Origin of the sequence: Phyllobacterium sp. (genome assembly GCF_037994425.1) — a bacterium.
Classification (GTDB): Bacteria; Pseudomonadota; Alphaproteobacteria; order Rhizobiales; family Rhizobiaceae; genus Phyllobacterium.
In genome coordinates this window covers 1-3,862 of record NZ_JBBNAM010000386.1, presented here as the reverse complement: position 1 = coordinate 3,862, position 3,862 = coordinate 1, and the positions used below count along the sequence as shown (strand labels likewise).

Sequence of the window (3,862 nt, the reverse complement as noted above, 5' to 3'; positions counted from 1 at the left end):
GGGGCTGCGGCAGCGATGCCGCAGCCCCTCTTGTTTGAAGTCGTCGTGTTCGCTTCAAAGCCACTGGATGGCGTGGCTCGTCTGAATCCTATCAGGGAGCCAGGGTGCGCAGGTGGTCGATCAATCTTGTCGCCTCATCGGCAGCACGCTGCTCGTCACGGCCGATGATCGCGTCGATCAAGGCCCTGTGCGCACCCGCAGATTCCTGCAGGCTCCCAGGTCGCTGAAGCCGGAACCAGAAGCGGCGGCTATGGGTCTGAAGGGGCGAAGCCAACCGTGCCGCAAACGGGTTTTCGGCCGCCTGACCAAGAACGGTATCAAAAGTCTTATCGGCGGTAAGAAAGCCGTCGACGTTATTGCCTTCGAGAGCCGCGCTCATCGCATCGGAGGCTTGCTGCAGGCGCCGATGGTGCAGATCGGCGCCAAAAAGCGCGGCGTCTCGCGCAAGAACCCGCTCCACGCCTTCACGGGTATCCAGTACCTTGCGAAAATCTTGCGGGTTGAGTGCAGCGATTGCGATGCCCGATCGCGGACGAATCTCCATCAAGCCTTCCCACGCGAGTTTCTGCACAGCCTCGCGTACGGGCGTGCGGCCCATCCCGGTAATGTCGGTCAATGCCCGTTCGTTGATGATCGCTCCTGGCTCAAGCCTGAGCGTAACGATCATTTCCTCAATCTGACGATAGGCCAGTTCGGCGAGGCTTTCTCCCGTCGGAGTCGTACTCTGGACCGCGGTTTGATGCATATGTCGAATCTTTCAATTAACCCAATTGACAGCAATGAATAGTACAGATATATTTCTGATATATCAAGAAGGAGCAGAGATATGTGGGCAGGCATTTTCCCGGCTGTAACTAGCAAATTCACCCATGATAATCTCGATCATAAAGAAATGGAACGTTGTTTCTCCCTTCTCATGGAAGCCGGCTGCGATGGTCTGATCGTCGCCGGGTCCCTTGGCGAAGGCCCCATGCTCAGCCATGACGAGAAGCTCGAAGTGTTGAAGACTGCGCAGCGCGTCGCAAATGGCAAGCCTGTGCTCCTCACGATCAACGAAGCGGCCACCCGCGAGGGGGCGGCGCTCGCAAGGCGCGCTGCCAAGGCCGGAGCCAATGGCCTTATGCTCGTTCCGAGCCCGATCTACCATACGGATCCCGAAGAAACCGTCACCACTCTGAAAGCCGTGGCTACCGCCGGCGAACTTCCGGTCATGATCTATTCGAACCGCATCGCCTACCGTGTGGACGTGACCAACGAAATTCTCGGCGAACTCGCATCCGATGATCTTTTTGTCGCCATCAAGGAATCGTCCGACGATATCCGCCGCACCACCGACATCATCAACACGTTCGGCACGCGCTTCGATCTCTTCACCGGCGTCGACAACCTCGCGTTCGAAGCCCTGACCGCCGGTGCTATCGGCTGGGTTGCGGGTCTTGTCACCGCGTTTCCGAAGGAAACCGTGGCGATCTACAAGCTTGTGCAGGCCGGCCGTTACGAAGAGGCGCTGCGTATTTATCGCTGGTTCCGCCCGCTACTCGACCTCGATGTTTCGACCTATCTCGTCCAGAACATCAAGCTTGCCGAGGTGCTCGAAATCGGGACCAACGATCGGGTTCGGTTGCCACGCCAGCCACTGCGCGGGGCCCGCCGTGAAGCCGTCGAAATGATCGTCAGAAACGCGATAGCTTCGCGCCCGGTCTTGCCGATCCTCTAAGCCTCTTGGCATATGATGGACTCGGGTCGCGACGACATCGTCATCATCGGTGCCGGCATTGTCGGCATCGCCATCGCCGCGACCTTGTCGGAAGCGGGCCGCAGGGTGCTGGTCATCGACAGGCAGGGCATCTGTGAAGGGACGAGTTCAGGCAACGCTGGGGCACTGGCCTTCTCCGACATACTTCCCATGGCATCGAAGGGCATTCTCGCCAAGGTACCCGGCTGGCTAAAGGATCCGCTTGGTCCCTTTACCATTCGGCCCTCCTACCTTCCCAGACTAACGCCTTGGCTCTATCGCTTCTGGCGTGCAAGCCGACCCGCAGCGCAGACCCAGATAATCGAAGCCCAGGGCGCCATGATGCGGCTCGCCGAGCCCGAAATGCTTGGCCTGATGCTGCGAGCCGGCATCGGCCACATGGTGCGTGCGGATGGCTCACTCGAACTTTACGAAAGCGAAGAAGAGCTCAACGCGGCTCTGCCGGGCTGGGATGCCCGCAAGAACGCCGGCATCGGCTTCGAACATCTGCGGGGCGATGACCTTGCGCACTGCCAGCCGGGGCTGGCGAGGCGTTTCGTGGTGGGAACGTTCGTTCCTGGTTGGAAGACCGTCAGCGATCCGCAACGTGTCGGCAGGGGCCTGTGGACCCATGCCGAAAGCCTTGGCGCAAGGTTTAGGCAGGCAGAGGTCGCATCAGTCGCAACCACGGGCGAAGGCGTGACGATCGCGCTCGCCAATGGCGAGACGATCAAAGCCGGCAAGCTCATTATCGCTGCCGGCGCATGGTCACACCGACTTACCAGGCAGCTTGGGGACGCGATCCCGCTTGAAACCGAACGCGGCTACAATACGACGCTGCCTACCGGTGCCTTCGACATCAAGCGCCAGTTGATTTTTTCCGGCCACGGTTTTGTCGTCACACCGCTCGAAACCGGCCTGCGCATCGGCGGTGCGGTGGAATTGGGCGGGCTCGACCTTCCACCCAATTATGAGCGGTCCGAGGCTATGCTAACGAAGGCCAAGGTATTCTTGCCCGGTCTGCGGACCGAGGGAGGCCGGCAATGGATGGGCTACCGTCCATCGCTGCCGGATTCACTTCCCGTTATCGGCTATGCAAAGGCCGGCAAAAATGTTCTCTATGCATTCGGCCATGGCCATCTCGGGCTGACGCAGTCGGCAGCGACAGGTCGTTTGATCATCGATCTTATCGAAGGACGAAAGCCCTCGATTGCGATCGCACCCTTTCATCCGCAACGCTTTTGAGGAGCATCATGGCACGTTATTCATTCTTCTGTGTCGATGGTCATACCTGTGGAAATCCGGTCCGCCTTGTCGCCGGCGGCGGGCCAAATCTTGCTGGCGCCACGATGATGGAAAAGCGGGCGCATTTCCTCGCCGAATTCGACTGGATTCGCACCGGCCTCATGTTTGAACCGCGCGGGCATGACATGATGTCGGGTTCGATCCTCTATCCCCCGACGCGTGAGGATTGCGACGTTGCCATCCTGTTTATCGAAACCTCCGGGTGCCTCCCCATGTGCGGACACGGGACCATCGGCACGGTCACCATGGCCATCGAGCATGGGTTGATAACTCCACGCACGCCAGGCGTGCTCAAGCTCGATACTCCGGCCGGCCTTGTTGTCGCGGAATATACGCAGGAGGGGCAATACGTAACCAGCGTGCGCCTCACCAATGTACCCGCCTTTCTTTACGCAGAGGGACTTGAGGTCGAATGCCCGGACCTCGGGGCGCTGACTGTCGACGTCGCCTATGGCGGCAACTTCTATGCTATCGTCGATTCGCAGGAGAATTTCCGTGATCTTGCCGACTACCGCGCGCTCGATCTCATCGGCTGGAGCCCGGTCCTGCGCGAGCGTCTGAATGAACGATACGCGTTCCAACATCCAGAAAAGCCTGAAATCAATGTGCTGAGTCACATTTTGTGGACAGGCGCGCCGACCCAGCCCCAAGCACACGCGCGCAACGCGGTGTTCTATGGCGACAAGGCGATCGATCGCTCGCCCTGCGGAACAGGTACGTCCGCACGCATGGCACAACTTGCCGCCAAGGGTAAATTGAAGCCGGGTGATGATTTCGTGCACGAATCAATTATCGGTTCGCTCTTCCATGGCCGTGTGGAAC

General features: G+C 59.4%; 4 protein-coding genes. 3 read left to right on the top strand and 1 reads right to left on the bottom strand.

Translation table 11 applies throughout. The annotated features are described in order from the left end of the window. Positions 1–91: 91 nt before the first annotated feature. Positions 92–745, bottom strand: coding sequence for a GntR family transcriptional regulator (locus AAAB35_RS25855; protein WP_340671207.1), 654 nt, complete (start codon positions 743–745; stop codon positions 92–94). Between the two features lie 81 nt (positions 746–826). On the opposite strand from AAAB35_RS25855, the gene AAAB35_RS25850 reads away from it, so the two are divergent. The 3 genes from AAAB35_RS25850 to AAAB35_RS25840 all read left to right on the top strand — a co-directional run. Beyond that, positions 827–1,717 (top strand): dihydrodipicolinate synthase family protein, encoded by an 891-nt coding sequence (locus AAAB35_RS25850; protein ID WP_340671206.1) that lies wholly within the window; start codon positions 827–829, stop codon positions 1,715–1,717. A gap of 15 nt (positions 1,718–1,732) precedes the next feature. After that, a complete protein-coding gene (locus AAAB35_RS25845; protein ID WP_340671208.1) occupies positions 1,733–2,980 on the top strand; it encodes an FAD-binding oxidoreductase in 1,248 nt (415 codons plus the stop codon). 8 nt (positions 2,981–2,988) lie between these two features. Further along, positions 2,989–3,862: 4-hydroxyproline epimerase (locus AAAB35_RS25840; protein ID WP_340671205.1), on the top strand; the 874-nt coding region annotated here is incomplete at its 3' end.

Excerpts from the sequence above, each read along its gene's own strand:
- AAAB35_RS25855 (WP_340671207.1), bottom strand. The coding sequence starts at position 745 with ATGCATCAAACCGCGGTCCAGAGTACGACTCCGACGGGAGAAAGCCTC.
- AAAB35_RS25850 (WP_340671206.1), top strand. The coding sequence starts at position 827 with ATGTGGGCAGGCATTTTCCCGGCTGTAACTAGCAAATTCACCCATGAT.
- AAAB35_RS25845 (WP_340671208.1), top strand. The coding sequence starts at position 1,733 with ATGGACTCGGGTCGCGACGACATCGTCATCATCGGTGCCGGCATTGTC.